Source organism: Allobosea sp. NPDC003192 (genome assembly GCF_050275675.1).
Taxonomy (GTDB): domain Bacteria; phylum Pseudomonadota; class Alphaproteobacteria; order Rhizobiales; family Beijerinckiaceae; genus Allobosea.
Genome location: NZ_JBNNPK010000006.1, coordinates 233,554 through 256,632, shown reverse-complemented (window position 1 = coordinate 256,632; position 23,079 = coordinate 233,554). Strand labels below are relative to the sequence as shown.

Below are 23,079 nucleotides of genomic sequence, written 5' to 3'. Positions count from 1 at the left end.
TTCACCACGCTTTCATGTTTCCTTCAAAAGCGACTGATAGCCGCCCAGGATCCCGGCGCCGTTCATCTTTCGCTCATCGGCCCGCGCGATCCTGAGCCTCCCGCGGAGGGATCGCGCCGATGAGACTGGAGAACATCGCCAGACGGGCCTTTGGACTGGGCGGCGGCGGAGCTGCGATGAACGATCTCGTTTCCGAATCTGCTCCTCGGTTCAGCCGGCCGCGGATCGGCCTCGCCCTCGGCGGCGGCGCCGCGCGCGGCTGGGCCCATATCGGCGTCCTCGATGTTCTCACCGAGGCCGGCTATGCGCCGGAGGTGATCGCCGGCACCTCGATCGGCGCGGTGGTCGGCGGCTGCTACGCCGCCGACAAGCTCGAGCAATTGCGCGAATTCGCGCTCGGCCTGACCAAGCGCCGCGTCGTCGGCCTGATGGATTTCCACCTCGGCGGCGCCGGGCTGATCTCGGGCGGCCGGCTGAAGCGCCTGCTGGAGCGCGACCTTGCCGGCCTCCACATCAGCGATCTCAAGCAGACCTACGCCGCGGTCGCGACCGAGCTCGGCACCGGCCACGAAATCTGGCTGACCCGCGGCTCGCTGGTCGATGCGCTGCGCGCCTCCTATGCGCTGCCGGGCGTGTTCGACCCGGTGAAGCTCGGCGGGCGCTGGCTGATGGACGGAGCGCTGGTCAACCCGGTTCCGGTCACGGTAGCGCGGGCGCTGGGCGCCGACGTCGTGCTCTGCGTCAACCTGAACAGCGACATGGCCGGCCGCGGCACCGTGATCCAGTCCTATGGCGCCGATCCGGACCCCGAACCGGTCGCCGAGCAGCGTCCGGCCAGCGGCTGGTTCGGCGGCATGCGCGAGCGCATGCGCGGCATCGTCGGCAAGGCCAATCATGATCAGCAGCCGGGGCTCGCCGGCGTGATGGTCGACGCCTTCAACATCACGCAGGACCGGATCTCGCGCTCACGCCTCGCCGGCGACCCGCCGGATGTGATGATCGGCCCCAAGCTCGGCCGCGTCGGGCTGTTCGACTTCCACCGTGCCGACGAGGCGATCGCGCTTGGCCGGCAGGCGGCCGAACGCGCACTGGACGAGATCGCCGCGATCGTCGCGGCCAATCACCTGCCGCTGAACTGACGCGACGGGCTCTGAGGCACTCTGCTCTTCCGGGCTTGTCCCGGCCATCCACGTCTTTCCTCACCCAGTGTGGTGTTCAAGACGTGGATGCTCGCCACAAGGGCGAGCATGACGGCGGTGGCTTGTTACGCCATCGCGATGTAGTCGCGCATCGCTCGGCTCTCGGCCTCGATCTCGGCGACGCGATGCTTGACCACGTCACCGATCGAGACGATGCCGGCGATCCGGCCGCCATCGACCACCGGCACATGCCGGAAGCGACCCGAGGTCATGATCTCCATCAGATCGTCGACGCTGGTGTCGGGCCGGCAGGTCACGACCTTGGCGGTCATCGCGCGAGACACAGGCGTCTCCAGCGCGGCGGCGCCGTCCGTGCCCAGCGCCCTGATGATGTCGCGCTCGGACAGGATACCGAGCAGGCCGCCATCGGCGCCGGTCACGACCACCGCGCCGATCCGCTTCTCGGCCAGGGTCCGCACCGCTTCGCCAAGCGTCCGGTGCGGCTGCACCGAAACCACCTCGACGCCCTTGTTGCCGAGAATATGAACGACGTTCATCGATTTCTCCTCCGACGGTAGCGGCACCGTTGACCGGCGCTCATTGATGGGTTCGACGGGAGCAGCGCCAGGGTGCGGACCGTTTCATCCGCGCCGCGACGCCACCTTGGACTCATTCGACTGTGAGCGAAGTCTGAGGCGACGGCAAGGCGCTCGCGCCGAAAGCTTGCGCGCCCCGGTTGCGCCTTCGTCCGATGCCTAGCGCCTGACCGGCCCGCGATCCAGCAGAGGGAACAGCAAGAGCCCTGCGAGGAAGCCGCCGATATGCGCCTCCCAGGCGATGCTGGTCTCCTCGCCGAGAATCGGCACCAGCCCGGCGCCGAAGATGATGTTGGTGACGAACCAGATCACCACGAAGAGCATCGCCCGCGAGTTGCGCCAAAGCCCGCCCAGCGGCTCGGCCGGGATCGCACGCACCACCTCGTCATGGCCGAGCCCGCCGAAATGCACGCCAGGCGAGAAGACGAAGCGGATCGCCGCCGCCGTCGCGCCGGAAACACCGGCCGAAGCGCCGACCAGAGGCAGCACGTCGAGTTCGCGCGACCACCAGTGCAGCAAGGCGCCGGCGATGGTCGAGAGCGCCATCAGCAGCAGGAAGCGCCCTCCTCCGAGCCGGCGTGCGACAGGGCTGCCGAAGGCGGCCAGCCAGACGACGTTCGAGATCAGGTGCAGCCAGGAGCCGTGCAGCAGTCCATAGCTGAGCAAGGTCCAGAGCTGTCCACCGCCATCGGCCAGCAGGAGGCGCACCAATTGCAGCCGCTGGACGAAATCGGGAGTGCCGGAGGTGCCGAGCGACTGGGAGAGCTCCTGCAATCGCTCGGGCGAAAGCCAGAGCGTCAGCCGCGCCGGGACGAAGGCGAGCCAGGAGACGAGGAGGAAATCGTCGCGCGCGCTGAGCAGTTCGCGCGCGCCCTGGATCAGCGCCAGAGCCGCGATCAGCCAGACGACGGCGCCGGGCAGGTTGAAGACCGGCTCGCGGGCCGGAGGGCCGTAGGGATCGTCTGGGTTCGCCGACATCGCGCCCTCACTGGCGCATGGGCCTGCGGCAGGCAACAGAAAAGGGGAGAGCGATCGCTCTCCCCTCTCCTCCCCGGCCGGTCACGCCCCCGCGCCCCCGCCTTTTCCAGTGAGCCCCGACGCTTGGCGCGGGCTCGAATTCGACAGCCGATTTATGGGGCATTTTAGGGATCTTCCACAAGCTTAACCCTTGCTTAACCTTAACGCCCCCTGCCGCCTCCCCCTGTCCGGGTCGCGTGGCAAGACGGCATGCGGGCTGCGTCCTCCCGATTCGCAAGGACCCGACAGTCCCCGCCTCGAACGAAAGCGATCCGAATTGACACGCATTCGCACGATTGGGGACAGCGCAGACCGGACTGGACAGGACATGAAGAACCCGAGCACCCGCCTGGTTTTCGACTACTGGGACACGCTGCGCGGCGAACGGAGCGCCCCCGAACGGGGCGAGATCGAGCCGGGCGCGCTACGCCATGCGCTGGCCGACACCTTCGTGCTCGAGAACGAACCGATCGGGCCGGTCTTCCGCCTGGCCGGAACGCGACTCTGTGCCTTGTTCGGCCGCGAGCTGCGCGGACGCGCCTTCACCGCGCTCTGGCCCGATGTCGAGGCGCAGGGCGACATGCGCCGCCTGGTCCAGACCGTGATGGACGAAACGGCGGGCGCCGTCGCCGGCCTCACGGCGCAGACGCAGAACGGCGCCACAGTCCATCTCGAGCTTCTGCTGCTGCCGCTGCGCTATCGCGGGCGGACCCATGCCCGTATCCTCGGGGCGCTGTCGCCGGCCCTGTCGCCGGAATGGCTCGGCCTCGACACGCTCGATTCGATGCGGATGATCTCGCTCAGGATGATCTGGCCGGATGCGCGGGCGCTGCGACCGGCGGAGGCTGCATCCCAGGACAAGCGGCCGAAATTGATGCTCCTGCCCGGCGGCCGTATCTGATAGCACTAACCACCTCTTAACCGCCGAGCCGGTAGCATGACCCTGTTAGGAACAAGGTCTGCAATGCTGACGGCGCCCCAAAATCCGAAGACGGGCTCGGTCCCGGTCGAGCGCCGGCGGCATCAGCGCATGAAAGTCGTCCTGCTCGGACGCTACATGCTGCCCAACCGCATGGAATATCCGTGCCAGACCACCGACATCTCGCCGGGCGGCCTGCATATGGTCGCGCCGGCCAAGCCCATGGTCGGCGACCGGGTCATCGTCTACCTCGAACATCTCGGCCGAATCGAAGGCACGGCGGTGCGCACCACGTCTGCCGGCTTTGCGATGACCATCACCGCGACGAGCCGCAAGCGCGAGAAGTTCACCGCACAGCTGACCTGGCTCGCCAATCGCGACGAACTCGGCCTGCCCGAGGACCGGCGCCACGAGCGCATCGTGCCGCGCAATCCGCGCTGCATCGTCTCCCTCGAAGACGGCACCGAGCACGCCGTGCGGCTGATCGACATCTCGCTGTCGGGCGCCGCCTTCGCCAGCGACCACCAGTTCGAGATGGGCACGGCGATCCGGCTCGGCGGCACCGCGGCGATGATCGTGCGGCGCTTCGACGGCGGTTACGCCGCCCAGTTCCGCATGCCGCTCTCGGCCGACGCCCTCGACGAGAATCTCGAGCTCTGAGCTCGGTCTCGGGCGCTATCCGCCCTGCCTGACGCCCACCATCGCTACCGTTAGGGCTGCTTCGCATAGCCAGCGGCCTCGCCTCAGTTGGCGATGCACACCTTCGTGGCACAGTCGCGCGTCTGATTTCAGTGCCGCATAGGGACATGCGCGGGAACCCTTCTTCCTGAAGGGAGAAGGGTTCCCGCGCCCTTCATTCGCGCTCAGCCGCGACAGCCCGGCAACACGGCCAGCCCGCGCCCTCCCCGCCATGGTTAAGAGACTGGATGGTTAAGGAAATCCATGGTTAAGGCTTTCTGATGCGAGCGCTGAAAATTCTTACCCTCGGTTTTATACCTAGTTTTCTCTAAGTATTTTTGGCTCCTATAGGCTCGATTTCAGTAAAATTGTCCGCTTTCATTTCAAGCGATCTCTACAGCGCAAGAGCATGGTCGTTCCCGGGACAGGAAAGGGGACGTCATGTTTTCGAGCTTCCGGGGATTTCGCGGCTTTGCCGTTGCTACCATCGTCATCATCGCCGGCGCGACCGGCGCTGAGGCGCAGCAGAGCGGCAACCTGCCGGTCGCCAGTGCACCGATCGTCGCCGGTGGCGATGCCCGTGCACCCTACGCCTGGACGGATTTCTGCAAGCGCAGCCCGAGCGAGTGCGCTGTCGATACTCGCGAAGCCGAGCAGGTCGAGCTGACGCCCAAGCTGTGGAAGCTGATCGTCGCGGCCAACCTGAAGGCCAATCGCGACATCGAGGCGATCACCGACCAGGATCATTGGGGCGTGGTCGACCGCTGGGACATCCCGACCGACGGCAAGGGCGATTGCGAGGACTATGTCCTGCTGAAGCGCCTGCGCTTGGCCGAGGCCGGCGTGCCGCGCCGGGCGATGCGCGTCACCGTCGTGATCGACGAGGAGAATGCCGGCCATGCCGTGCTGATGATCCGCACCGACCGCGGCGACTTCATTCTCGACAACAAGCGCAACGCGATCCTGCCGTGGAGCCAGACCGGCTACACCTACGTCAAGCGTGAATCCCAGAGCCGCACCGGCTGGGCCTCGCTCGGCGGCCTCTCGACCTCGACGGTGGCCTCGCTGCGCTGAGCAAGACAGCGCGCCGGGCGGGGACGAAACCCGGCGCGATGACCAGATCGGCGAGGTCCGGACGGACTTCGCCACCAGACGACGAGTCCGGTCACGTCCCCACCCACCCGTCCCCGACCGGGCACGTCCAGGGCCGGCTCCTTCCCCGGGAGCCGGCCCGCTTCGTTTTCAGGTGCGACGGGGCCGCGAAGCGATCAATCGATCCGCTTCATGCCCTTGGCGAACTGCTTCCAGCGCTCGGAATAGTTTGCCGCCGAGGCGCGCAAACCCGCGGCGGCCGCCTCGTCGAGGGTACGGATCGCACGCGCCGGCGAACCGACGATCAGCGAGTTGTCGGGAAACTCCTTGCCCTCGGTCACCAGCGCATTGGCGCCGACCAGGCAGTTGCGGCCGATCTTCACATGATTGAGCACGGTCGCGCCCATGCCGATCAGGCTGTTCTCGCCGATGATGCAGCCATGCAGGATGGCGCGGTGGCCGATGGTGCAGCCGGCGCCGACCCTGAGCGGCGCGCCGGGATCGGTGTGGAGCACGCAACCTTCCTGGATGTTCGAGCCCTCGCCGATCTCGATCCACTCATTGTCGCCGCGCAGGACCGCGCCGAACCAGATCCCCACATCCTTCGCCAACCGCACGCGGCCGATGACATGGGCGTCGGGCGCGAGCCACCATTGCCCTTCCGGCGGCGTCTCGGGGGCGGTTCCGTCGAGCGAATAGAGCGGCATGGCGTATCCTCCTTACGTCATTGGGAGGATTGCAGGGCCGGCGCCCTGCCCGTCAAGCGGCGCCGAGCATCATCAGCAGGTCGAGCACGACCCGGCCGCTGATCAGGCTCCAGAGCGAGGCGACCATGCTCGCCGCCATCACGAAGAAGAAGGGCCGCCCTTCAATGCGCCGGCCGCGCACGGTGTTGCGCAGGATCAGGAAGGGCGCGCTGAACACCACCACCGGCACGCTGGCGACAGCGCCGACGCCGCCGCTCTGCAGCAACTCGAAACCCGCACGTTTCTGCGTGAACAGCTCGAAGGCGCTCGCCAGCAAGCCGGCGAAGGCGAAGCCGAGGATCAGCGATTTCAGGGCCTCGACGGCGGATGGTTCGAGCGTCACGGCCGCGGCTTCCAGCGGATGCTCGCGAACCATGGCGCAAGGTTGGTCAACCCGGAAGCAAAGCTTTAACCGATGGTTAACCACGCCGGCTCCGACATGGTTTACGGGGTGTTAAGGCAGCTCTGCTTGAGTTTCTCCACAGGGCCGCAAGCCGGCCCCGGGGACGAATCCGATGAGCCTCTACGCCGCGCCCGACCAAAGCCAACCGCTCGCCAACGCCACCGATGTCGCGGCGCTGATCCGCAACCATCTGAAGCGCCGCCCGGCGCCGGTCCCTCCGCGGGGCGATCGCGCCCTGCTGAAGCTCGCGGCCGCGATCGTCACCCTCGGACTGGGCGGCACCGGCCTCGCCTTGTTCGCCACCCGTCCCAACCCCGACGCCGGAACCGAACTGCAGGCGTCGCGCGTCGGCGATGTCGTGCTGGCGATTCCCGAAAACCTGACCGGCGCCGATTCGGATGAGGGCCGTCTCGTCGGCATGGCGCGCCTGCGCCTGGACTGGCCGAGCCTCGGGCCTGTAACGACCGAAACCCGCAAGCGGCTCCTGATCACGCTGAGTCCGCCGGACAAGGTCAACGAGCCGGCGACGCAGCTCTCCACCTATGCCCGTTTCCTGACGCCGACGGTCTGGTCCAATCCGGGCGGGCTGGTGGTGCGCGGCTTCCGCAAGGGCTCGCCCTATGATGGCGACGAGCTCTATGTCTCGGTGCCGGACGGACGCGGCTTTGCGGCCCGCTGCCCGGTCGAGACCGCCCAGAGCGGCCTCGACGAGCCTTGCCGCGTGACCTTTCGCCACCGCGGCGTCGATGTGAACATCCGCTTCCCGCGCGCCATTGTCGCTGACTGGCAGGTGATGCTCGGCGGTGTCCGCCGCACCCTCGACGGGCTGATGCGCTGAGCGCCTATCCTCAGTCGTCGAGGTCGACGTCGAGGATCGCCATGGTGAAGTTGAACGAGCGATCGCCGTCCTCGTCGTCGACATGGATGATGCCGATGAACTCGTCGGCGAGATAGACCTCGGCCGAATCGGTCTTCTTCAGCCGCGCGCGCACGCTGATGTTGTGGTTCGCGAAGGTGCGGCGGAGATAGGCTTCGAGTTTGGCGAGTTCGGTCTTGTCCACGATAACGATCCTTATGTGTTGCGCGGACGGATGCCACGCGTAGGCCGCGAGGGCAAGGACGAAGGCGATCCGGCCACAACGCATGGCTCCCGCGCTCTGCGGCGCTGACGCGGGGCCGTCAACCGTGCCAAGCTCCAGCTCCCGCCTTGCTCGACGATGGATTCCCCGATGAAGCCCTGGCTGCCCGCCGCGCTCGACTATGTCGCAAGCTGGCTCGAATTCCAGCGCCGTTTCCATGACCAGCCCGGCTGCGCGGTCGCGATCGCCGATGGCAGCGAAATCGCGCTGGAGGCCGCCTTCGGCAGCGCCGACCTCGCAACCGGCGAAGCGCTGACGCCGCGCCATGGCTTCCGCATCGCCTCGCATTCGAAGAGCTTTACCGCCGCCGGCATTCTGCGGCTCGTCGAACAGGGCCGCCTGCGTCTCGACGACAGGGCCGGCGCCCATGTCGAGGGCCTGCATCCCGAGGTCGCGGCGGTGACGCTGACCCAGCTTCTCTCCAACAGCGCCGGACTTCTCCGCGATGGCGTCGATTGCGGCCAGTTCTTCGATCGCAAGCCCTATCTGCGCAAGGACGAGCTGCTTGCCGATCTCGCCCGGCCACCGGTCTTCCCGGCGTCGCAGCGCCTGAAATACTCCAATCACGGCTTCGGCTTGCTCGGCCTCGTCATCGAGGCGGTGACGGGCGAGCCCTATGCCGATTGGATCGCCCGCGAGATCGTCGCGCCCGCCGGGCTGAAGGAGACGAGGCCCGACATCACGCTCTGGAACGGGCCGATGGCGAAGGGCCACAGCGGCAAGCTTCCGCTCGACCGGCGCGTGGTGATTCCGGCCGACAATCCCGGCAACGCCATGGTCTCGGCCGCCGGCTTCGTCGCGACCGCTGCCGATATCGCCCGCTACATCGCCCAGATCTCGCCCAAGGCCGAACGCAGCGTTCTGTCGGCGCTGAGCCGCCGCGAGATGACGCGCCGGCTCTGGCCCGATGCCGAAAGCAGCCTGGGCCGCCACTACGGTCTCGGCACGATTTCAGGCGGCGGCGATGGCTGGGAATGGGTCGGCCATTCCGGCGGCTTCCAGGGTTTCATCACCCGTACCGCCACCCTGCCGGAACAGGACCTCACCGTCTCGGTGCTGACCAATGCGATCGACGGCCTCGCCCATCCCTGGCTCGATGGCGTGATCCAGATCTTCAGGACCTTCGCCGAGCATGGCGCGCCGACGGCGGCGACCGAGCGCTGGCGCAAGCGACTCTGGACACTCTGGGGCGCCGGCGATCTCGTCCCGGTCGACGGCAAGGTGCTGATGGCCAATCCGGCGCTGTTCAACCCGTTCCTCGACGCCGGCGAGATCGTGCCGGACGGCGAGGACCAAGGCCGCATCGTCAAGGCCTCGGCCTTCGCCAGCCCGGGCGAGCCTGTGCGACTCGTTCGCAACGCGGCAGGCGAGATCGAAGCGGCCTGGCTCGGAGCGGCTCAGGTGATCTCGGAAGATGCTTTGAAGGCTGAGATGCTGGAGCGCTATGGCGGCTAACCAGCGTCATGCTCGGAGGAGACATACGCGGGATTCCCTCTCCCGGATGGGAGAGGGGTAGGGGTGAGGGACCGCCGCTGATTATCGGGGCGGGGCGGCCGCCGCTGCGCCTTATGCAGGTAGGGCGGGCCCTCATCCCTGCCCTTCTCCCACACGGGAAAAGGGTTCCCCGCGCTCTTCACCCGCGCTCCGACGTCACCTCACATAATGCAGCCTGCCGAAGCGCCGGCGGAAGGCGGTGACGTCGCGGGCGATCGCCTCGTCCGGACGCGCGCCCGACAACCCGTCGGCGATATAGCCGGCGAGCTCCGGCATATGCTCGGGCTTCATGCCGAAGCGGACGATCTCCGGCGTGCCGAGGCGCAGGCCGTTTACGTCGCCGGCAACCTCCGCGATCGGCAGGCCGATGCCGCAGCTCAAGATGTTGACGGCGCGCAGCCTCTTCGCCGCCGCCTGCCCGCCGCCGTAAACGCCCGCCTCGATCGCGAACTGGTGCGAGGTCGTCATGCCGCGGTCGCGCGCGAAGACCGGGACCTGCCGCTCCGCCAGCGCCTCGGCAAGCGCCTTCGCCGTCGCCGCCATCATCGCCGCATAGTCGTGGCCGAACTCCTGCCAATCCATCATGGTGATCGCCAGCGCCGCCGACTTGGCGGCGTCGAAATTGGCCGTGAGGCCGGGATAGGCGATGGCGTCGAGCTTCTCGGCGAGGCCGGCATCGTTGGTGACGATCAGGCCGGAGGGTGGGCCGCCCAGGCTCTTATAGGTGCTCATCGTCATGACGTGGGCGCCCTCCTCCAGCGGCTGCTGCCAGCCATGGCCAGCGATCATGCCGGAGAGGTGGGCGGCGTCGAACAGCACGATCGCGCCGACCTCGTCGGCAATGGCGCGGATCTCGCGGATCGGATGCGGGAACAGATTGAGGCTGCCGCCGATACTGATCACCTTCGGCCGCAGCCGTAGCGTGTCCTTGCGTAGTTTCTCGACATCGACCGTGTAGCCGTGGGCATCGATCGGGGCGGGATGGGTGACGACGCCATAGAGCCCGGCAGCGCCGGCGCCGTGATGGGTGACATGGCCACCGATCGCTGATGACGGCGCGATCACGACATCGCCGGGTTTAGCCGCGGCCATGAAGACATAGAGATTGGCGATCGCCCCGGAGGGCACGCGGATTTCGGCGTAATTCGCGCCGAAGACCTGAGCTGCGAGTTCGGCCGCCATCACCTCGATCTGCTCGATCGCCTCGAGACCCATCTCGTATTTGTCGCCGGGATAGCCGAGCGAAGGCCTGGTGCCGAGCCCCTGCCCCAGCACCGCCTCGGCGCGCGGGTTCATCACATTGGTCGCCGGGTTGAGGTTGACGCAGTCGCGCTCGTGGATGGTGCGGTTCTCGGTGACGAGATTGGCGAGCCTCTGCTCGCGCGCCGCGCGGTCCTGGCCGGCGACCTCGCCGGCGATCCGCAGCACGTAGTCTTCGCTCGCTGCCGGCACCCAACCGCGCCGCGCCAGTTTCACCGTCATCGCCATCCCTCGCCGAGCCCTGTTTCGCTGGGCTATTGCAGCGATTTGCCGGCGCTTATGCAAACCAGTTATCGTCGCCGGCAGGGCTAGAAAATCTAGGCCTGCAACAGCGTGCCGCCGATGCCCGTCAGACCGCCCCGCCCGCCTTTGCCACCACTCAACGCTTTGCGTGCCTTCGAGGCAGCGGCGCGGCTCGGCAGCTTCTCACGGGCGGCCGAGGAGATCGGGGTGACGCAAGGCGCCATCGCCCAACAGGTGCGCCATCTCGAAGCCTTCCTCGGGCTGACGCTGTTCCGGCGGCTGCCGCAGGGCGTCGCGCTGACCGAGGCTGCGCAGGAGGCCCGGCCACGTCTCAGCGCCGCCTTCGATGCACTGGCTCTGACCGTGCAGGAGCTCAAGGCGAGCCATGCCGGCCGGGCGCTCACCATCGCCGCCCTGCCCTGCATCGCCCAGCTCTGGCTGTCGCCGCGCCTGCCGGCGCTGCAGCAGGCCTTTCCCGGCCTCGCCATCTCGATCAGCGCGATGGAGGCGCCGCCGGCCGGCCGGCACGACAATTTCGACCTGGCACTGTTCTACCTCGCCAAGCCGCCGGCCGACGCACTCGCGCTCGACGAGGACAGCCTGTTCCCGGTCTGCGCTCCGGTCCTCGCATGCAACCTGCGGGCACCAGCCGACCTCGCCGGCCAGACTCTGCTGCACGACGCCGTCTGGAACAGCGACTGGGCGCATTGGCTACATCATGCCGGCGTAGGCGGGGTCGATGCCGGTCGCGGCCCGTCCTATTCGCTCTATGCGCTGGCGCTCGATGCGGCGCTTGGCGGCGCCGGTGTCCTGATCGGCCGCAGGAGCCTGGTTGCGCCTCACCTTGCCGATGGGCGGCTGGTCGCGCCCTTTGCGGAGGAATTCCCGAGCGGCGACCGGCTGACCATGCTCACCCCGCCAGCCGGCAAGCCACATCCGAAGCGGGCCGAGCTCATCGCCTGGCTGGAAGCCAGGGCCTGAACGAAAAAGGGCGGCTCGCGAGAGCCGCCCTTCGGATCGATATACCGGCCAAAGCCGATACTGAAATCAGCGCTTCGAGAACTGGAAGCTGCGGCGGGCCTTGGCCTTGCCGAACTTCTTGCGCTCGACGACACGCGAGTCGCGGGTCAGGAAGCCTTCCTTCTTGAGCGGGCTGCGCAGCTCCGGCTCATAGTGGGTCAGGGCCTTCGAGATGCCGTGACGGACCGCGCCGGCCTGGCCGGAGAGGCCGCCGCCCTTGACCGTGACGACGACGTCGTACTGGGTCATGCGATCGACCAGCATCAGCGGCTGCTGCAGGATCAGGCGCAGCACCGGGCGGGCGAAGTAGACTTCCTGGTCACGGGTGTTGACCGTGATCTTGCCGGAGCCTGGCTTGATCCAGACGCGGGCGATGGCGTTCTTGCGCTTGCCGGTGGCATAGGCGCGGCCCTGCGCGTCGACCTTCTTGACGTGGACGGGAGCCTCGGGCTGGACGCCCTTGGCGACCTGACCGAGCTGCTCGAGAGACTGGAGAACCTCAGCCATGGTCAGACCCTCGCGTTCTTGCGGTTGAGCGCCGCGACGTCGAGCGCCTCAGGCGACTGGGCGGCGTGCGGATGCTCCGAGCCCTTGTAGACGCGCAGATTGCCGAGGATCTGGCGGAAGAGCGGGCCGCGCGGCAGCATGCGCTCGACAGCCTTCTCGACGACGCGCTCGGGGAAGCGGCCATCCAGCAGGAACTTGGCGGAACGCTCCTTGATGCCACCCGGGAAGCCGGTGTGGTGGTAGTAGACCTTCTGGTCGCGCTTGCGACCGGTCAGCACCACCTTCTCGGCATTGATGACGATGATGTTGTCGCCGCAGTCGACATGCGGGGTGTAGGCGGCCTTGTGCTTGCCGCGCAGACGCATCGCCACCAGGGAGGCGAGACGGCCGACGACGAGCCCGGAGGCGTCGATCACAACCCACTTCTTCTCGACATCGGCGGGCTTGAGCGAGATGGTCTTCATCGCGGCACCCTTCGGCTGCTTGAAAAAAGGACAAGCCGCCGGCAGGCCGGCGGCGGTGTGGGCGTTGGATAGGCGGCTACCCCAATGATGTCAAGCAGAGAAAATACCCGACTTTGACGAAAAACGCATTGTTTTCAGGGCAATGCGCGAAACGGTATCTGAATACCGTAAAGAATCCGCATGCTTGCGCGCCTCGCTCCTGCGCGCCAGCATGATTTCCCACAACTTCGGAGGAACGCGATGCCAACTCCCGCAACCCGTCACCTCGCCGGCGCCGTGCTGCTCTCGCTTCCGCTCGCTTTCGCGCAGCCGGCCGCCGCCGAGGTCCACGTCCTCAGCTCCGGCGGCTTCACCGCCGCCTATAAGGACCTCGTCGCCGGGTGCGAGGTGAAGCTCGGCGAGAAGGTCGTCAGCGCCTATGGCGCCTCGATGGGAGCCGCCCCGGACGCGATCCCGAACCGGCTGGCGCGCGGCGAGCCGGCCGATGTGGTGATCCTGGCGGCCGATGCCTTCGACAAGCTGGTCAAGGACGGCAAGGGCACGGCCGGAACCCGCGTCGACCTGGCGCGCTCGGCGATCGGGCTTTCGGTCAAGGCCGGAGCGCCCAAGCCGGACATCTCGACCGTCGAGGCGCTGAAGAAGACGCTGATGGAGGCCAAGTCGATCGCCTATTCGGCGAGCGCCAGCGGCACCTATCTCTCCGAGGAGCTCTTTCCGAAGCTCGACCCGAGCGGCCAGGTCATGGCCAAGGCGAAGAAGATCTTCTCCGAGCGCGTCGGCACGATCGTCGCCCGGGGCGAGGCCGAACTCGGCTTCCAGCAGGTCAGCGAATTGCTGCCGATCGAGGGCCTCGACTTCGTCGGCACGCTGCCGGAAGAGGTCCAGCGCGTGACGGTGTTCTCGGCCGGCCTTGCCGCCGGCGCCAAGCAGCCTGAGGCGGCGAAGAAGCTGATCGCCTGCCTCGGCTCGGCGGAAGCCGCGCCGACGATCCGGAAGACCGGGCTCGACCCGATCCCGGCCAAATAACCAGGCTAGCGCTCAGCCGGGATCGAATAGGTCCCGGTCGCGTGGCAGACCATCTCGGCGTCGCCCTGCGAATAGAGGCAGACCTCGCCGACGGCGAGGCGCTTGCCGAGCTTGAGCAGCTTGGCTTCGCCGATCAGCGCGGACTGCCCGGGCTTGCGCAGGAAATTGTAGTTGAGGCTCGTCGTCACCGCGAGCGCGACCGGGCCGATCTGGGCGAGGATCGCGACATAGAGCGCGAGATCGGCGAGCGCCATCATGGTCGGTCCGGAAATCGTACCGCCCGGCCGCAGGTGCTTCTCGTGATAGTCGCAGCGCATGCGCGCGCTGAGCGGCCCGACCTCCTCGACGAAATAGGTGCGGCCGCCATAGTGGAGCTGCGGGAAGACCTGATCGAGATAGGCCTCGATCTCGGCGGCGCTCATGCGGGTCGTCATCGTGCGGAAAACCGGGGTCTGATCGGACGTTAGTCCCCTTGCAGCATGCGCCCGGCCTTCCGACAATAGGACAAACCGCGAAAGGCCTGTTGCCATGAACGCCCATGCCGGAGCGCAGATCCTGCTGCGCGAGGATGCCGACGGCATCGCGACCCTGACCTTGAACCGCCCCGAAGCGCGCAATCCGCTGAGCGAGGCGATGCTGGCCACCCTGTCGGAGACGCTCGCCGCGATCGCGGCCGACCACAGCGTCCGGGCAGTGGTACTGGCCGCGGCTGGCCCGGTGTTTTCGGCGGGCCACGACCTCAAGGAGATGAGCGCGCGCCGGGCCGATCCGGACCGCGGCCGCGCCTATTTCGCCGATATCCTTGGGCGCTGCTCGGGCATGATGCAGCAGATCACCGCCCTGCCCCAGCCGGTGATCGCCGCGGTCGAGGGCACCGCGACCGCCGCCGGCTGCCAGCTCGTCGCGACCTGCGACCTCGCCGTCGCCGGCGAAGCCGCGCGCTTCTGCACGCCGGGCGTCCATATCGGCCTGTTCTGCTCGACCCCGATGGTGGCGCTCTCGCGCAACCTCTCGGCCAAGCATGCCATGGAGATGCTGCTGCTCGGCGAGATGGTGCCGGCGAAGGAGGCGGCCCGGATGGGACTGGTCAATCGCGTCGTGCCGGCAGGCGAAGCCCTGGCGGAGGCCAGGCGGCTCGCCGCGATCATCGCCTCGAAATCGGCTGCGACGGTCAAGACCGGCAAGCGCGCCTTCTACGAGCAGCGCGAGATGGGGCTGAAGGCGGCCTATGATCATGCCTCGGCGGTGATGGTCGAGAACATGCTGGCGCGCGACGCCGAAGAGGGCATCGGCGCCTTCATGGAGAAGCGCCAGCCGGAGTGGCGTAACAGCTGAGAGGGCAGGCTCGTCTGAAGACGAGGCCGCCATCGGCATGCAGGTTCGCGCGCCTATGGTCGCCCGATCAGATGCCGAAGAGCGGGATCGGTTCCTGTTCCGCTCGCGCCGGCTCGGCTTCGGGGTGCGCGGCCCGTTGCGCCTGCTCATTCGCCGGCAATTGCAGCACGGTCGCGGTCTGGCCCTGCGAGAGGTTGGTCAGCAATTCGATTCGCCCATTGGGCAGTTCGATCGCGTCATGATGGGCATAGGGCTTGTCGAGATCGACCTGGCGGAAGCGCGCCACCTTCGCCCCGAGACGGCGATGCGGCAGGAAGCCGATCGCCCTGTCGCATTCGATCTCGGCCGAGAACGCCAGCTCCGTTCCGGGCAGCACGCAGACCGCGACATTCGGCTGAGCCGCGGAGCAGAAGCCCCTGGTGCTCGATCCGGCGAAGCTGGTGGTCTTGAGGACGTCGCCGACTTTGGCAGGAGTCGACATAACATGGTGCAGACTGTAGTCGCACATGGCAGGCCCTCCTCACTGGTGAAGAGCTGGATTTGCTCTTCCTCTTCCAAGATGGGGAATGCGCTTGCCGACGCTATGTTCCGGGCATCGGCGCGCTTTCGGCGCCGATTCAGGAACGCCGGGCAACAGGTTCAATTCGCTGGGATTTTGGCTCCGTGAATCACGACGCTTACGATGATGCGCTCATTCGCCGCATCCTGCGCGAGGTGAAGACGATCGCGCTGGTCGGCGCTTCCGCCAACGAGGCGCGCCCGAGCTGGATCGTCACCAAATATCTGCTCGATCGCGGCTATGACGTGATCCCAGTCAATCCGGGCCTCGCCGGCCAGACGCTGCTGGGCAAGACCGTCTATGGCTCGCTCAAGGACATCCCCGGCCCGATCGACATGGTCGAGATCTTCCGCAACTCGGAAGCGGCCGGGCCGATCACCGACGAGGCGCTCGGCTTGGACCCGCTGCCCAAGGTGATCTGGATGCAGCTTTCGGTGCGCAATGACGAGGCCGCGGCCAAGGCCGAGGCCATGGGTGTCACTGTGATCATGAACCGCTGCCCGAAGATCGAATATGGCCGGCTCTCCGGCGAGATCGGCTGGCAAGGCATCAATTCGCGCATCCTCTCGGCGAAGAAGCCGGTGCTGGCCGGCAAGGGCTTCCAGAAGCTGACGATCAACCGGCCGGGGACATAAAGGCGCGGGAAGCCCCTTCCCCGCCAGCGGGCGATCGCTAATCTCGCCGCTCCCGCTCGTCGCCGGAGAAGGCCGATGTCATTGCTCGACCGCCGCACCCTCCTGCTCGCCGGCCTCGCCAGCACGCTCGGCGGAGGCAGCGCCCGCGCCGCCTTCCCCGAGCGGCCGATCCAGCTCGTCGTGCCGTTCGCTCCGGCGGGCGGCACCGACATCGCGGCGCGCCGGCTCGGCGAGACGCTGGCGCGGCAGCTCGGCCAATCGGTGATCATCGACAACCGGCCGGGCGCCAACGGCATCGTCGCCGGGCAGGCCGTGGTCAAGGCGCCGGCCGATGGCCACACGCTGCTGGTCGCGACCGCGGCGAGCTTCTCCGCCGCTCCGGCGCTCGGGCAGAAGCTGCCCTATGACGTCGAGCACGACTTCGCCCCTGTCGCCATGCTCGGCCTGTTCCCGCTGGTCCTGAACGCCTCGCCGGCGCTGCCGGTCTCTTCGCTCGCCGAGTTCCTCGCCTATGCGAAGCAGCGGCCCGGCCAGCTCAACTTCGCTTCGGCCGGGATCGGCGGCACCAACCATCTCGTGTTCGAGATGATCATGCAGGCGGCCGGCCTCAAGCTGGCGCATGTGCCTTATCGCGGCGCCGGCCTCGCGGCGGCCGATCTGATGTCGGGCCAGGTCCATGTCATGATCGACAGCCTTGCGGCGAGCCTCGGCAACATCCAGGGCGGCAAGCTGAAGGCGCTCGCCGTGACGACCGATACACGTCAGCCGCAGCTCCCCGACCTACCGACGCTCAAGGAACAGGGCGTCGACGTGGTCTATCCCGGTTGGGCCTCGATCGTCGCGCCGGCCGGCATCGCGCCCGACACGCTGCGCATCCTCAGCACCGCGATCAATGCTGCGATGAGTGATGCCGAGCTGGTCGCGCGCTATCGTGAGCTGGTGATCGAGCCGGTCGCCTGGAGCCCGCAGGAGACCGGCGCCTTCATGGCCCGCGACCGCGCGATCCTGACCGAGCTGGTGGCGAAGACCGGGATCAAGCTGACGGAATAGGGGGAGCAAGCGCATGCGCCGGGAGAGCACGACCTGCTGCATCGCCGGAGGCGGCCCGGCCGGGATGATGCTCGGCTTCCTGCTGGCGCGCGCCGGCGTCGACGTGATCGTGCTGGAGAAGCACGCCGATTTCCTGCGCGATTTCCGCGGCGACACCATCCATCCCTCGACCATGCAGGTGATGCACGAGCTCGGCCTGCTCGATGAATTCCTCAAGCTGCCACATGTCCGGGAAGACGACCTCGTCGCCCGCTTCGGCAACGAAGACATCACCGTTGCCGATTTCAGCCATCTACCAGTCAGGGCGCCGTTCATCGCCTTCATGCCGCAATGGGATTTCCTCGATTTCCTCGCCGATCACGGCCGGGCCAATCCGAATTTCCGGCTGCTGATGCAGACGAAGGCCAGCGGCCTGATCGTGGAGAAGGGCCGCGTTGTCGGACTTGCAGCCGAGGGACCGGATGGCGCGCTGGAGATCGGCGCCGATCTCGTCGTCGCGGCGGATGGCCGGCGCTCCGACGTGCGCGCCGCCGCGGGCTTCACCGTCACCGAGCTCGGCGCGCCGATGGACGTGCTCTGGTTCCGCCTGAGCCGCCGGCCGGACGAGCCGGCCCAGGCCTTCGGCCAGGTCGCGGCCGGGCGCTTCTTCATCCGGCTCAATCGCGGCGACTACTGGCAATGCGCCTTCATCATCCCGAAGGGCTCGCTCGAAAAACTGCAAGCCGCCGGGCTCGACGCCTTCAAGAAGGGGTTGCTCGCGCTCGCGCCGGAGCTGACCGACCGCGCCGATGAACTCTCCTCATGGGACGACATCAAGCTGCTCTCGGTCGCTGTCGACCAGCTCGAGCGCTGGTGGCGGCCGGGGCTCCTCTGCATCGGCGACGCCGCCCACGCCATGTCGCCGATCGGCGGCGTCGGCATCAACCTGGCGATCCAGGATGCCGTCGCAGCCGCCAACCTGCTGGCGAGACCGCTGCGCGAGAAAACGCTGACAGATGCCGATCTCGCCGCCGTCCAGAAGCGGCGGGAATGGCCGGCCAAGGTCACGCAAGCCGTCCAGATCGCGATCCAGAACCGGGTGATCACACCGCTGCTCGCAGCGGACAAGCCGATCGCACCACCCTGGCCGCTCAGGCTGTTGCAACTCTTCCCGCTGCTGCGACGACTGCCGGCGCGCATGGTCGGCATGGGCGTGCGGCCGCAGCATGTCGGGCCGGAGCTGGCGCCGCGCCACAGAATTGACGCTCGGGATAGCGTTCGTTAAACCGAACAAGACCGTTTCACGATCAGAATTGTCAGGGAGCACGCCATGTCAGACCGCGCACCGGGTTTCCATACGCTCGCCGTCCATGCCGGCGCTGCTCCCGACGCAGCCACCGGCGCGCGCGCCACGCCGATCTACCAGACGACCTCCTTCGTCTTCGACGATGTCGACCATGCCGCCTCGCTGTTCGGGCTGCAGGCCTTCGGCAACATCTATACTCGCATCGGCAATCCGACCAACGCGGTGCTGGAAGAGCGCGTCGCGGCGCTGGAGGGCGGCACGGCTGCGCTGGCGGTGGCTTCGGGCCATGCCGCCGAGTTCCTGTGCTTCCACGCTTTGCTGCAGCCGGGCGACGAGTTCGTCGCCGCCAAGAAGCTCTATGGCGGCTCGATCAACCAGTTCAATCACTCCTACAAGAACTTCGGCTGGAACGTGATCTGGGCCGATTCCGATGATCTGGAGGCCTTCGCCGCGGCAGTGACGCCGAAGACCAAGGCGATCTTCATCGAATCCATCGCCAACCCCGGCGGCGTCATCGTCGACATCGAGGGCATCTCGAAGATCGCGAAGAAGCACAACATCCCGCTGATCGTCGACAACACGATGGCCAGCCCCTATCTGATCCGTCCCTTCGAGCACGGCGCCGACATCGTCGTGCATTCGGCGACCAAGTTTTTGGGCGGCCATGGCAACTCGATCGGCGGCCTGATCGTCGACGGCGGTTCGTTCAACTGGACCGGCGACGAGCGCTACCCGATGCTGTCCAAGCCGCGGCCGGAATATAACGGCATGGTGCTGGGCGAGACCTTCGGCAATTTCGCCTTCGCGATCGCGACCCGCGTGCTCGGCCTGCGCGACATGGGCCCGGCACTCTCGCCCTTCAACGCCTTCATGATCCTGACCGGCATCGAGACGCTGCCGCTGCGCATGCAGCGCCATTGCGAGAACACGCTGAAGGTGGCGACGCATCTGGCCAAGCACCCGGCGGTCGAATGGGTGAACTATGCCGGCCTGCCCGACAACAGGTACTACGCTCTCGCCCAGCGCTACTGCCCCAAGGGCGCCGGCGCGGTCTTCACCTTCGGCCTCAAGGGCGGCTACGACGCCGGCATCCAGCTGGTCTCGAAACTCCAGCTGTTCTCGCATCTCGCCAATATCGGCGACACGCGCTCGCTGGTGATCCACCCGGCCTCGACCACGCATCGCCAGCTCTCGGACGCACAGAAGACGGCGTCCGGCGCCGGCCCCGAGGTGGTGCGCCTGTCGATCGGCATCGAGGATGTCGAGGACCTGATCGCCGATCTGGATCAGGCGCTGGCCTGATCCAACTCCTCGCGGAGGCGGCGGGCGGTCGCCTGCTGCTCCTCCGCGGGCGGTCGCGGGCAGTCGCGATAGGTCACGACCTCCTCGGCGATATAGCGCCGGGAGGTCACATCGTCGGACCGCACCATCGGGATGAGGTGGGCGTGGGCATGGGCGATGTCGTTGCCGGTGAACATGAAGGCGACCTTCGGCACGCCATAGATCCGCTTCAAGGCCCTGGCGACGCGCTGGCCGAGCTGGATGATCTCGGCCGCGAGTTCCGCCGGCATCTCCTCGAAATAGGGATGGTGCGTGCGCGGCACGATCTGGACATGGCCCGGCCGCACCGGCGCGATATCGAGGAAGGCGACGAGGTTTTCGGTCTCGGCGACGCGATGCGACGGGACCTTCCCGGCCGTGATCGCGCAGAACAGACAGCCTTCAGGCCGCATGCCTCTCTCCCTGCTGCGTGCGCGTCAGATGCACCACCCCCATCGCCAATACGGTGAAGCCGAGCGCCTGATGGGCAAGGCCGGCCCAAAGCGGCACGACCAGCAGCAGCGTCACGATACCGAGCGCAGATTGCGCGAGGACGAGCCCGGCAACAGCAGTCGCGCGCTTGGCGGCGCCTGAGCCCGGCGCGGCACGGCGTAAAGCTAGCACCTGCCAGAGCGCGAAGGCGAACAGGATATAGGCGCCGATGCGGTGGTTGAACTGCACCAGCGCGACATTGTCGACGAAGTTCTCCCAGAACGGCGTGCCGGCGAAGAGGGTCGCGGATGACGGAACCAGCGCGCCGTCCATCAGCGGCCAGGTGTTGAAGGTGAAGCCGGCCTTGGAGCCGGCGACGAGCCCGCCGAGCGCGATCTGGACGAAGAGCAGCAGGAGCAGGACCCAGGCCGCCGCCCTGCCCCGCATCGGCTCGCTGCGACGCAGCGGCGTCAGCCAGGTGGCGAAGGCGATGACGCTGGCGAAGAAGAAGCCGGCGAAGGTCAGGTGCAGCGTCAGCTTGACCGGCGCGACTGCGACCATGCCGGGCTGCAAGCCCGAGGCGACCATGATCCAGCCGATCGTGCCCTGCAGGCCGAGCAGCAGGCCCATGCCGAACAGGATCGCGGTCTCGCGCCACGGCATCGAGCGCCGCAGCAGAATGACGAAAAAGCCGGCGAGATAGAGCAGCCCGATGAAGCGGCCGAGCTGGCGATGGCCCCATTCCCACCAGTAGATGAACTTGAAATCGCCGAGCTCCATGCCGGAGTTGAGGAGCTGGTATTGCGGGCTGAGGCGATACTTCTCGAATTCGAGCGCCCAGGCAGCGTCGCCGAGCGGCGGGATCGCGCCGGTGACGGGCCGCCATTCGGTGATCGAGAGGCCCGAGCCGGTCAACCGCGTCGCGCCGCCGACCACGACCATGACGAAGACGAGGAAGGCGACGGCCCAGAGCCAGCGGCGGATGCCGGCATGGCCGGTGGCGGCCGGAACGGCAGGCTGATCGAGCGCGATCGTCACGGCGGCGGGACCTCGGGTCGCAGGCGGCGGAGTTGATTGCGCTTCACAAGCGCGGCGGCGGGTGACAGATAGTCCGCCCGCAAGACCTGAACAACGCCCGCAATGCCGCAGCCCGGACAGACAATCGCCATGAGGCAGACCCATCGCAAGCTGATCGGCACGGTCGTGATGATCGTCTTCGTCTGCGTCTACGCGCTCGTCGCCATGGCGCTGGCACAGGGACGGATCACCGAAGCCTCGAAGCTCGTGCAGACCATCGCCTATGTCGTGCTCGGGCTGGTCTGGGTGCTGCCGCTGCTGCCGCTGATCAAATGGATGGAGCGGAAGGACGAGGTTTGAGGGCAGCCTGACCGGGTGCGACGCTCTCTTCCTTCTCCCGGATGGGAGAAGGTGGCGCGGAGCGCCGGATGAGGGCCTGCCTTGTCCAACGAGGGCGCAGCGGCGGCCACCCACTATAACAATCAGCGGCGGTCCCTCACCCCTACCCCTCTCCCATCCGGGAGAGGGGATCCCGCGCTAACCTACACTCACCTTCCGCCCTCGGTTCCACAGCAGGAACGGCAGCCCGGACAGCAGCGCCTTCAACGCAGCTTCACTCTGATGCAGGCCGTTGAGCGAGATGCGCGGTAGCGCATGCAGATGCCCGGTGTGCTCGGCGAAGAGATGCCCCGGCCGCGTCGTCACGGCGCTGGCGAAGCCCGCCTCTTTCGCCAAAGCGAATTCGCGCAACCCGGCGGAGGTCGGATCGCCGACCGGATAGGCGAAGTGGCGGATCGGCATGTCCAATGTCGTCTCCAGCCAGGTCTTGCTCTCGACGATCTCGCGGCGCGCGATCTCCTCCGGATGCTTGGCCAGCATCGGATGGCTCAGCGTATGCGCGCCGATGGTGACGCCCGGCGCGCCGGCGAGCGAGCGTAGCGTTTCCGTCGGCAGGCATTCGCGCTCGACCAGCGCAGCGGGATCGACGCCGGCCTGCCGTCCGAGCTCGGAAATCACTGACAGCAGAATCGCTTCCGGGCCTTTGCGCAGACGCCAGTAGAGCCGGTCGAACGCGTTCTGCTTTTCGGCGTCGGTGTCAGCCGGCGCCTCGAAGCGGCCATCGGGAAGCGCGACCGACAGTCGCGGCAGCGCCCGGATCGCCTCCTCCAGCTCCAGCCACCACAGACGCGCCGTCCGCTCGGCGAAGCCGCGCACGACATAAAGCGTCCACGGCGCCTGGTGTTTCGCCAGCACCGGCCAGGCATGGTCGAGATTGTCGCGATAGCCGTCGTCGAAGGTGAGCGCGACGAAGAAGCGGCGGGGTCTGGGGTCGGCCAGGCGCACCAGCGCCTCGTCGAGCGAGACGATGTCGTAGCCCTCGGCCCGGATCAGCGTCAGCGCCCGGTCGAGGAAATCAGGCGTGATCTCAAGCAAACCGTTCGGGCGAAAGCCGGCGGCGGCCGGCGCAGGGCGGACATGATGCAGCGTCAGGATCGCGCCCTTGCCCTGGGCGAGCCCCCTGCCCCAGCGGTCGGCGCCAGTCGCCGCGATGGCCGCGAAGGCGGCTGAAAAAGCCTTGTGGCGCAGGCTCATGCCCGGCGTCTCCGCGACATCGATTCAACCCTTCGCTAACGCTGTTCGGCGATGGCGTCATGCAACGTCCGCGACAGTGGCAGGTCCGTTCACAATGCCGGGTTAAGGAG

The 23,079-nt window shown here is 67.3% G+C and carries 27 protein-coding genes; 14 read left to right on the top strand and 13 right to left on the bottom strand.

Translation table 11 applies throughout. From position 1 onward, the window contains the following. Positions 1-176: 176 nt before the first annotated feature. Complete coding sequence (locus ACQKLX_RS11215; protein WP_427361654.1) at positions 177-1,139, top strand: patatin-like phospholipase family protein; 963 nt, start codon at positions 177-179, stop codon at positions 1,137-1,139. Positions 1,140-1,264: 125 nt separating this feature from the next. Here ACQKLX_RS11215 and ACQKLX_RS11210 read toward each other — a convergent pair whose 3' ends face one another. Continuing rightward, the gene (locus tag ACQKLX_RS11210) at positions 1,265-1,696 is read right to left on the bottom strand and encodes a CBS domain-containing protein (protein ID WP_427361653.1); all 432 of its coding nucleotides are present in this window, start codon (positions 1,694-1,696) and stop codon (positions 1,265-1,267) included. Between the two features lie 198 nt (positions 1,697-1,894). After that, complete coding sequence (locus ACQKLX_RS11205) at positions 1,895-2,713, bottom strand: rhomboid family intramembrane serine protease (RefSeq protein ID WP_427361652.1); 819 nt, start codon at positions 2,711-2,713, stop codon at positions 1,895-1,897. A gap of 367 nt (positions 2,714-3,080) precedes the next feature. On the opposite strand from ACQKLX_RS11205, the gene ACQKLX_RS11200 reads away from it, so the two are divergent. From ACQKLX_RS11200 to ACQKLX_RS11190, 3 genes are all read left to right on the top strand, one after another. Beyond that, the gene (locus ACQKLX_RS11200) at positions 3,081-3,653 is read left to right on the top strand and encodes a PAS domain-containing protein (RefSeq protein ID WP_427361651.1); all 573 of its coding nucleotides are present in this window, start codon (positions 3,081-3,083) and stop codon (positions 3,651-3,653) included. Positions 3,654-3,716: 63 nt separating this feature from the next. Continuing rightward, positions 3,717-4,331 (top strand): PilZ domain-containing protein, encoded by a 615-nt coding sequence (locus tag ACQKLX_RS11195; RefSeq protein WP_427361650.1) that lies wholly within the window; start codon positions 3,717-3,719, stop codon positions 4,329-4,331. 459 nt (positions 4,332-4,790) lie between these two features. Then, complete coding sequence (locus ACQKLX_RS11190) at positions 4,791-5,423, top strand: transglutaminase-like cysteine peptidase (RefSeq protein WP_427361649.1); 633 nt, start codon at positions 4,791-4,793, stop codon at positions 5,421-5,423. A gap of 194 nt (positions 5,424-5,617) precedes the next feature. On the opposite strand, the gene ACQKLX_RS11185 is transcribed toward ACQKLX_RS11190, so the two are convergent. Both ACQKLX_RS11185 and ACQKLX_RS11180 read right to left on the bottom strand, forming a co-directional pair. Beyond that, positions 5,618-6,148: a gamma carbonic anhydrase family protein gene (locus ACQKLX_RS11185; protein WP_427361648.1), complete on the bottom strand. Its 531-nt coding sequence runs from the start codon at positions 6,146-6,148 to the stop codon at positions 5,618-5,620. Between the two features lie 52 nt (positions 6,149-6,200). Beyond that, positions 6,201-6,530, bottom strand: coding sequence for a DUF6949 family protein (locus ACQKLX_RS11180; RefSeq protein WP_427361647.1), 330 nt, complete (start codon positions 6,528-6,530; stop codon positions 6,201-6,203). A 172-nt stretch (positions 6,531-6,702) separates the two neighbouring features. On the opposite strand from ACQKLX_RS11180, the gene ACQKLX_RS11175 reads away from it, so the two are divergent. Further along, positions 6,703-7,428 (top strand): hypothetical protein, encoded by a 726-nt coding sequence (locus tag ACQKLX_RS11175; RefSeq protein WP_427361646.1) that lies wholly within the window; start codon positions 6,703-6,705, stop codon positions 7,426-7,428. Between the two features lie 10 nt (positions 7,429-7,438). On the opposite strand, the gene ACQKLX_RS11170 is transcribed toward ACQKLX_RS11175, so the two are convergent. Beyond that, on the bottom strand, positions 7,439-7,651 hold the full coding sequence (locus tag ACQKLX_RS11170; protein WP_092158856.1) for a DUF3126 family protein: 213 nt from the start codon (positions 7,649-7,651) through the stop codon (positions 7,439-7,441). Between the two features lie 168 nt (positions 7,652-7,819). Between ACQKLX_RS11170 and ACQKLX_RS11165 the strand changes: the two genes are divergently transcribed. Further along, positions 7,820-9,184 (top strand): serine hydrolase domain-containing protein, encoded by a 1,365-nt coding sequence (locus ACQKLX_RS11165; protein WP_427361645.1) that lies wholly within the window; start codon positions 7,820-7,822, stop codon positions 9,182-9,184. Between the two features lie 195 nt (positions 9,185-9,379). On the opposite strand, the gene ACQKLX_RS11160 is transcribed toward ACQKLX_RS11165, so the two are convergent. Further along, positions 9,380-10,705, bottom strand: a complete 1,326-nt coding sequence (locus tag ACQKLX_RS11160) for a serine hydroxymethyltransferase (RefSeq protein WP_427361644.1) — start codon at positions 10,703-10,705, stop codon at positions 9,380-9,382. 120 nt (positions 10,706-10,825) lie between these two features. On the opposite strand from ACQKLX_RS11160, the gene ACQKLX_RS11155 reads away from it, so the two are divergent. After that, a complete protein-coding gene (locus ACQKLX_RS11155; RefSeq protein ID WP_427361643.1) occupies positions 10,826-11,707 on the top strand; it encodes a LysR substrate-binding domain-containing protein in 882 nt (293 codons plus the stop codon). 66 nt (positions 11,708-11,773) lie between these two features. Here the strand turns inward: ACQKLX_RS11155 and rpsI are convergent, their stop codons facing one another. Together rpsI and rplM are read right to left on the bottom strand one after the other, a co-directional pair. Then, positions 11,774-12,253: a 30S ribosomal protein S9 gene (gene rpsI / locus ACQKLX_RS11150; RefSeq protein WP_092158604.1), complete on the bottom strand. Its 480-nt coding sequence runs from the start codon at positions 12,251-12,253 to the stop codon at positions 11,774-11,776. A 2-nt stretch (positions 12,254-12,255) separates the two neighbouring features. Then, the gene (gene rplM, locus ACQKLX_RS11145) at positions 12,256-12,717 is read right to left on the bottom strand and encodes a 50S ribosomal protein L13 (protein ID WP_346359553.1); all 462 of its coding nucleotides are present in this window, start codon (positions 12,715-12,717) and stop codon (positions 12,256-12,258) included. Between the two features lie 240 nt (positions 12,718-12,957). Here rplM and ACQKLX_RS11140 point away from each other — a divergent pair, with 240 nt between their 5' ends. Beyond that, positions 12,958-13,743, top strand: coding sequence for a substrate-binding domain-containing protein (locus ACQKLX_RS11140; protein ID WP_427361642.1), 786 nt, complete (start codon positions 12,958-12,960; stop codon positions 13,741-13,743). A gap of 5 nt (positions 13,744-13,748) precedes the next feature. Here ACQKLX_RS11140 and ACQKLX_RS11135 read toward each other — a convergent pair whose 3' ends face one another. Beyond that, positions 13,749-14,165 carry a PaaI family thioesterase gene (locus ACQKLX_RS11135; RefSeq protein ID WP_427361641.1) on the bottom strand — a complete coding sequence of 139 codons (417 nt, stop codon included), beginning with the start codon at positions 14,163-14,165 and terminating at the stop codon, positions 13,749-13,751. Between the two features lie 106 nt (positions 14,166-14,271). Here ACQKLX_RS11135 and ACQKLX_RS11130 point away from each other — a divergent pair, with 106 nt between their 5' ends. After that, a complete protein-coding gene (locus ACQKLX_RS11130) occupies positions 14,272-15,078 on the top strand; it encodes an enoyl-CoA hydratase (protein WP_427361640.1) in 807 nt (268 codons plus the stop codon). A gap of 67 nt (positions 15,079-15,145) precedes the next feature. Here the strand turns inward: ACQKLX_RS11130 and ACQKLX_RS11125 are convergent, their stop codons facing one another. Then, on the bottom strand, positions 15,146-15,586 hold the full coding sequence (locus tag ACQKLX_RS11125) for a hypothetical protein (RefSeq protein ID WP_427361639.1): 441 nt from the start codon (positions 15,584-15,586) through the stop codon (positions 15,146-15,148). A gap of 155 nt (positions 15,587-15,741) precedes the next feature. Between ACQKLX_RS11125 and ACQKLX_RS11120 the strand changes: the two genes are divergently transcribed. The 4 genes from ACQKLX_RS11120 (at position 15,742) to ACQKLX_RS11105 (ending at position 19,909) form a co-directional block, all read left to right on the top strand. Then, positions 15,742-16,272, top strand: coding sequence for a CoA-binding protein (locus ACQKLX_RS11120; protein WP_427361638.1), 531 nt, complete (start codon positions 15,742-15,744; stop codon positions 16,270-16,272). A 75-nt stretch (positions 16,273-16,347) separates the two neighbouring features. Then, entirely contained in the window at positions 16,348-17,322 is a 975-nt protein-coding gene (locus ACQKLX_RS11115; protein ID WP_427361637.1) for a Bug family tripartite tricarboxylate transporter substrate binding protein, read from the top strand. Positions 17,323-17,335: 13 nt separating this feature from the next. Further along, the gene (locus ACQKLX_RS11110; RefSeq protein WP_427361636.1) at positions 17,336-18,586 is read left to right on the top strand and encodes an FAD-dependent oxidoreductase; all 1,251 of its coding nucleotides are present in this window, start codon (positions 17,336-17,338) and stop codon (positions 18,584-18,586) included. 45 nt (positions 18,587-18,631) lie between these two features. Beyond that, a complete protein-coding gene (locus ACQKLX_RS11105; RefSeq protein WP_427361635.1) occupies positions 18,632-19,909 on the top strand; it encodes an O-acetylhomoserine aminocarboxypropyltransferase in 1,278 nt (425 codons plus the stop codon). Here ACQKLX_RS11105 and ACQKLX_RS11100 read toward each other — a convergent pair. Continuing rightward, positions 19,894-20,340: an HIT family protein gene (locus ACQKLX_RS11100; RefSeq protein ID WP_427361634.1), complete on the bottom strand. Its 447-nt coding sequence runs from the start codon at positions 20,338-20,340 to the stop codon at positions 19,894-19,896. The genes ACQKLX_RS11105 and ACQKLX_RS11100 overlap by 16 nt on opposite strands. Continuing rightward, positions 20,330-21,397, bottom strand: coding sequence for a COX15/CtaA family protein (locus tag ACQKLX_RS11095; protein WP_427361633.1), 1,068 nt, complete (start codon positions 21,395-21,397; stop codon positions 20,330-20,332). Before ACQKLX_RS11095 ends, ACQKLX_RS11100 begins: the two co-directional genes overlap by 11 nt. A 129-nt stretch (positions 21,398-21,526) precedes the next feature. Here ACQKLX_RS11095 and ACQKLX_RS11090 point away from each other — a divergent pair, with 129 nt between their 5' ends. After that, a complete protein-coding gene (locus ACQKLX_RS11090) occupies positions 21,527-21,736 on the top strand; it encodes a DUF2842 domain-containing protein (protein ID WP_427361632.1) in 210 nt (69 codons plus the stop codon). Positions 21,737-21,913: 177 nt separating this feature from the next. Here the strand turns inward: ACQKLX_RS11090 and ACQKLX_RS11085 are convergent, their stop codons facing one another. Then, entirely contained in the window at positions 21,914-22,969 is a 1,056-nt protein-coding gene (locus tag ACQKLX_RS11085) for a polysaccharide deacetylase family protein (RefSeq protein WP_427361631.1), read from the bottom strand. Positions 22,970-23,079 lie beyond the last annotated feature (110 nt).

Bases quoted from the DNA above. Each gene is read 5' to 3' on its own strand.
- ACQKLX_RS11215 (WP_427361654.1), top strand. From the start codon at position 177: ATGAACGATCTCGTTTCCGAATCTGCTCCTCGGTTCAGCCGGCCGCGG.
- ACQKLX_RS11210 (WP_427361653.1), bottom strand. From the start codon at position 1,696: ATGAACGTCGTTCATATTCTCGGCAACAAGGGCGTCGAGGTGGTTTCG.
- ACQKLX_RS11205 (WP_427361652.1), bottom strand. From the start codon at position 2,713: ATGTCGGCGAACCCAGACGATCCCTACGGCCCTCCGGCCCGCGAGCCG.
- ACQKLX_RS11200 (WP_427361651.1), top strand. From the start codon at position 3,081: ATGAAGAACCCGAGCACCCGCCTGGTTTTCGACTACTGGGACACGCTG.
- ACQKLX_RS11195 (WP_427361650.1), top strand. From the start codon at position 3,717: ATGCTGACGGCGCCCCAAAATCCGAAGACGGGCTCGGTCCCGGTCGAG.
- ACQKLX_RS11190 (WP_427361649.1), top strand. From the start codon at position 4,791: ATGTTTTCGAGCTTCCGGGGATTTCGCGGCTTTGCCGTTGCTACCATC.
- ACQKLX_RS11185 (WP_427361648.1), bottom strand. From the start codon at position 6,148: ATGCCGCTCTATTCGCTCGACGGAACCGCCCCCGAGACGCCGCCGGAA.
- ACQKLX_RS11175 (WP_427361646.1), top strand. From the start codon at position 6,703: ATGAGCCTCTACGCCGCGCCCGACCAAAGCCAACCGCTCGCCAACGCC.
- ACQKLX_RS11165 (WP_427361645.1), top strand. From the start codon at position 7,820: ATGAAGCCCTGGCTGCCCGCCGCGCTCGACTATGTCGCAAGCTGGCTC.
- ACQKLX_RS11160 (WP_427361644.1), bottom strand. From the start codon at position 10,705: ATGACGGTGAAACTGGCGCGGCGCGGTTGGGTGCCGGCAGCGAGCGAA.
- ACQKLX_RS11155 (WP_427361643.1), top strand. From the start codon at position 10,826: ATGCCCGTCAGACCGCCCCGCCCGCCTTTGCCACCACTCAACGCTTTG.
- rpsI (WP_092158604.1), bottom strand. From the start codon at position 12,253: ATGGCTGAGGTTCTCCAGTCTCTCGAGCAGCTCGGTCAGGTCGCCAAG.
- rplM (WP_346359553.1), bottom strand. From the start codon at position 12,717: ATGAAGACCATCTCGCTCAAGCCCGCCGATGTCGAGAAGAAGTGGGTT.
- ACQKLX_RS11140 (WP_427361642.1), top strand. From the start codon at position 12,958: ATGCCAACTCCCGCAACCCGTCACCTCGCCGGCGCCGTGCTGCTCTCG.
- ACQKLX_RS11135 (WP_427361641.1), bottom strand. From the start codon at position 14,165: ATGAGCGCCGCCGAGATCGAGGCCTATCTCGATCAGGTCTTCCCGCAG.
- ACQKLX_RS11130 (WP_427361640.1), top strand. From the start codon at position 14,272: ATGAACGCCCATGCCGGAGCGCAGATCCTGCTGCGCGAGGATGCCGAC.
- ACQKLX_RS11125 (WP_427361639.1), bottom strand. From the start codon at position 15,586: ATGTGCGACTACAGTCTGCACCATGTTATGTCGACTCCTGCCAAAGTC.
- ACQKLX_RS11115 (WP_427361637.1), top strand. From the start codon at position 16,348: ATGTCATTGCTCGACCGCCGCACCCTCCTGCTCGCCGGCCTCGCCAGC.
- ACQKLX_RS11110 (WP_427361636.1), top strand. From the start codon at position 17,336: ATGCGCCGGGAGAGCACGACCTGCTGCATCGCCGGAGGCGGCCCGGCC.
- ACQKLX_RS11105 (WP_427361635.1), top strand. From the start codon at position 18,632: ATGTCAGACCGCGCACCGGGTTTCCATACGCTCGCCGTCCATGCCGGC.
- ACQKLX_RS11100 (WP_427361634.1), bottom strand. From the start codon at position 20,340: ATGCGGCCTGAAGGCTGTCTGTTCTGCGCGATCACGGCCGGGAAGGTC.
- ACQKLX_RS11090 (WP_427361632.1), top strand. From the start codon at position 21,527: ATGAGGCAGACCCATCGCAAGCTGATCGGCACGGTCGTGATGATCGTC.
- ACQKLX_RS11085 (WP_427361631.1), bottom strand. From the start codon at position 22,969: ATGAGCCTGCGCCACAAGGCTTTTTCAGCCGCCTTCGCGGCCATCGCG.